The following is a 3097-nucleotide window of genomic DNA, read 5'->3' on the forward strand; positions in this document are numbered from 1 at the left end:
GCTCCCTTCCTACTTATTGAGTCCCAGTTGATCGCCCCGCTTGTACTGCAGATAGGCAGCGACAAACAGCCCAGCTAGTGTAACGGGAATCAAACCCAAGACGATTCCTGAAAGTAGCGGTTCAACCACGGTAATTCTCCTAAGACTAAGTTTTTTTACCTGTTTCTCATCCTACTAGCAGTGATGACGAAACAGCTAGATAGACCAAGCACAGGACTTAATCAGCCTTGCGTTCTTTGAGCCTCACCCAAATCTCTAGTTTCAACTTGCTTCCTTAGTCTATAAATTTTAAGCTATGTTTATTAATCGACATACTTTTCGACCAACTGTTACACTAAATACCCGCTAGGGTTACTAAAACGTGTGTTTCGGTTTGACATCTCTTAAAAACAGTTCATAAATCCTCACCTTGGCAGGAGATCGTTTGGAGAAGCAGCTTGCTCAATCTGGAGTTCTAGTTCAGCGGATTGCCTTAGTGCTCATGGCGCTAGTGCTGGCAATCGGTGCAGGCATCTTAGGTGTCTACACGTTTCAAGTCTCAGACCCCTATATACAGGATGTCTTGTCGCTCAAAGGCGAGGCATTACGAGGTCAGGCTATTTTTCAGATTAACTGTGCAGGTTGTCATGGCAGCCAAGGAGACGGTCGTGTTGGACCGAGTTTGCAGCATATCTCGAAGCGAAAATCTGAAGTCGGAGTGATCCACCAAGTCATTAGCGGTCAAACACCGCCCATGCCGAAATTCCAACCCAGTCCCCAGGAAATGGCAGACCTTTTGAGCTATTTAGAGGAACTGTAGTTATGCCGCTCTGGAGCAGAGGAGCAGGGGAGCAGAGGAGCAGAGGAGCGGAGGAGCAGAGGAGCGGAGGAGCGGAGGTGCAGGGCTTCGCCGTGAGCGTCAGCCGAACGGGAGCAGAGGAGCAGAGGAAGTAATTTTTCTCCCCCATCTTCCCTACTCCCTACAATCCATCGTGCGACAATTAAAGGTGGGATCTAAAACAAGATAAACTGCCCAAATTCCCATTGCCCGCAGGTAATGACTGGCGCGAAATGTACCAACCGCAGTGATGGCTTCCGGCGTTCTAAATTGCAGTCCGTTCTGATAGACTTGCTGCACGACGGCTTCTACCATTCGCAGGGCTTCGTCTTTCATACCAAGCTGAATAAGGAACGCCGCTAGCCCAAAGTTAATACCCGTCCAGACTTCGAGGGGATGGGTAGCATCGGGTTTTTCTGGTGTACCATCCGGTTTGACTCCATTGGCGGCTCCTAGTTGAGCATCGTGAAATTTCAGAAAGCAGGCGTTGTAAACAGTTCTGAGGGTAGATTTAGTACATTCTAGGGGGACGATATCCGGCAATCCCAGTAACTGAGCGTAGAATTGACCGCATAACTGGTCTGCCATGACGACATCCGAACCACTTTCGCTATCTAAGCGATAATATTGACCATTCCAGAGTTTTTCTTGATAAATCGGTTTAGCTTGCTCTAACCACTGACGATATTGGTTGAGAGTGTCCTCGATGGACTCAGGTTCTGGTGCTTCTACTAGTTCCGATGTGGGAGGATAATGGTTGAGGAGAATTTCCGCGATCGCAATTGCTGCTTCTAAGGCTGCCAACCACAACCCACCGCAGTAGGCACTAATCCCCTTAAGCTGCCAATCATCAAAGGTTTGATCGGGTGCGCCAGAATTTTCAGGAATCCCATCTCCGTCTTTGTCAAAGGTTTTGAGATACGCTAGGGTTTTGACAATGGCTGACCAGCATTCCCATAAAAATTCAATATCCTTAGACCCCGTTAGCACGAAATCTCGATAGACCTGTAAAACAAAATCGCAGGATAAATCTTTCCACTGATTACAATCTTGGTAGCTCGTATAGTTAGTTTTCTCCCAAGGATGTTCATTGGCAGCACCCAAGTCGTGGGGCGTGGCGTCGGCGGCTTTGCGGATAGCACTCCCTTGGTTGTATCCGATAATTCGGGGCGTCTCGTCATTGGTGGGGATGGCGCGGGCAAAGGCTTCTAGTATCCCCTTATCCAATCGCGGCCAAAGCCTTGCCAGAGGGAAGGAGCCGTATAACCGCACATCTAAGCTTTCGTACCATCGGTAATCCATCGATTCTAAGACACCGAACTGACCGATGGGGTCGCGTTCATCGGCAGCACTCCAGATTGTACCGCCGCCGGAGAGCAGGTACAGTTCATTAAACAGCGCCATTTTGAACCAATTGGGCAAATCTTCGCGTTTTAAGATAGGTTCCTGCCAAGATGCAATTTGTTCTTGCCACAGTTCGCTATGCTTGAGGGCAGTGCGGATAACTGACCAAGCATGATTACCCGTGCGACCAAAGAAATCGGTATAGCGGCGGTAATAGTTAACACCAGAGGCAAACTCGGTGATCGGGAAATCCCACGCTAAGATAAAGGGGATTTTGCGGGTTCTGCCGGGACGAATAGTAAAGCGAATAGCGATCGCACCGGCAATTTGTTCTCCCGGTTCGGCTGGCGTCTCATCTTGACAATCTACCAAGCTACCGTCAGTAGCAAACGTATCCCAGACCTCAGACCCATCCCCACAGGGATTCCAGCGACAGTGGTAGAATACCTCCATACTGGGATTAGTAACCGTAGCGAAGCAGAGCTGCCCCTCTCCTTCTTGGATGTCATCCCCAATCCTCACCCGATCTAAAAGACAGCCGACGCGGAAATTATCAACAATCCACTGGTTGTAATTCCCCGTACTATTTCCCCAGCGAGGTTGGTACTCGTAAACTGGACTGCCATCATCCCGCACCTGCACCTTGGGATCTTGAATAGCATTGGTAAACCAACCCACCATATTTTGCCAGGTGAGCATAATACTGAGAGTAATCGGCGTATCCGTGGGATTGTGAGCAGTCCACTCAAAGATAGCCACAGGGTAACTACTTTCTTGGTAACACCCCGCCCAGATGGGGGAAAACTGTTCGCACGTTAATTGAGTTTGGAAGACATTCTCGTAGACAAACCAGCTCCGGGGATAAAGTGCATGGTAAGTTCCAGTATTAGGAATTTTAGAGTTTGAATTTTCCTCTGCTCCCCTGCTCCCCTGCTC

3 protein-coding genes are annotated in these 3097 nt (G+C 49.0%); 1 reads left to right on the plus strand and 2 read right to left on the minus strand.

Annotation, left to right across the window (positions count from 1 at the left end):
* Positions 1 to 9 precede the first annotated feature (9 nt).
* Complete coding sequence (gene petG, locus IQ257_RS29195) at positions 10 to 129, minus strand: cytochrome b6-f complex subunit V (RefSeq protein WP_193882492.1); 120 nt, start codon at positions 127 to 129, stop codon at positions 10 to 12.
* 295 nt (positions 130 to 424) lie between these two features.
* Here petG and IQ257_RS29200 point away from each other — a divergent pair, with 295 nt between their 5' ends.
* The gene (locus tag IQ257_RS29200; RefSeq protein ID WP_193882498.1) at positions 425 to 799 is read left to right on the plus strand and encodes a c-type cytochrome; all 375 of its coding nucleotides are present in this window, start codon (positions 425 to 427) and stop codon (positions 797 to 799) included.
* 153 nt (positions 800 to 952) lie between these two features.
* Here the strand turns inward: IQ257_RS29200 and IQ257_RS29205 are convergent.
* Positions 953 to 3097: GH116 family glycosyl hydrolase (locus IQ257_RS29205; protein ID WP_193933483.1), on the minus strand; the 2145-nt coding region annotated here is incomplete at its 5' end.

It is taken from the genome of Coleofasciculus sp. LEGE 07092 (assembly GCF_015207375.1).
In the GTDB taxonomy this organism is placed as follows: Bacteria; Cyanobacteriota; Cyanobacteriia; order Cyanobacteriales; family Coleofasciculaceae; genus LEGE-07092.